This window comes from Rathayibacter sp. AY1A3 (genome assembly GCF_002930975.1).
In the GTDB taxonomy this organism is placed as follows: Bacteria; Actinomycetota; Actinomycetes; order Actinomycetales; family Microbacteriaceae; genus Rathayibacter.
Map to the genome: position 1 here is coordinate 1 of NZ_PSTO01000090.1, position 598 is coordinate 598.

Consider the following 598-nt stretch of genomic DNA (forward strand, 5'->3'; position numbering starts at 1 on the left):
TCCCCAACGTCGGCAAGTCGACGCTCTTCAACGCACTGACCAAGAACACGGTGCTCGCGGCGAACTACCCGTTCGCGACGATCGAGCCGAACGTGGGTGTGGTGAACCTGCCCGACTCCCGCCTCGAGGTGCTCGCCGGGATCTTCGGCTCCGAGCGCATCCTCCCGGCGCCCGTCTCCTTCGTCGACATCGCCGGCATCGTGCGCGGCGCGTCCGAGGGCGAGGGCCTGGGCAACAAGTTCCTCGCGAACATCCGCGAGGCCGACGCGATCGCGCAGGTCATCCGCGGCTTCGAGGACTCAGACGTCGTCCACGTCGACGGCAAGGTCGACGCCGCCAGCGACATGGAGACGATCAACACCGAGCTGGTCCTCGCCGATCTCCAGACCCTCGAGAAGGCCGAGGCCCGCTACGAGAAGGAGCTCAAGGGGAGGAAGATCGAGCCGATCGTGGTCGAGACCGCGAAGAAGGCGCGCGAGTTCCTCGACCAGGGCAAGCCGCTGTCGGCCTCCTCGATCGATCTGGAGCCGATCCGCGAGCTGGGCCTGCTGACCGCCAAGCCCTTCATCTACGTCTTCAACGTCGACGAGGCCGTGCT

The 598-nt window shown here is 66.6% G+C and carries 1 protein-coding gene; it reads left to right on the plus strand.

What is annotated here, in order from left to right; translation table 11 throughout:
• Positions 1 to 598 (plus strand): GTPase (locus C5C10_RS17445; protein ID WP_181073509.1); only part of this gene is annotated, 598 nt, incomplete at both ends.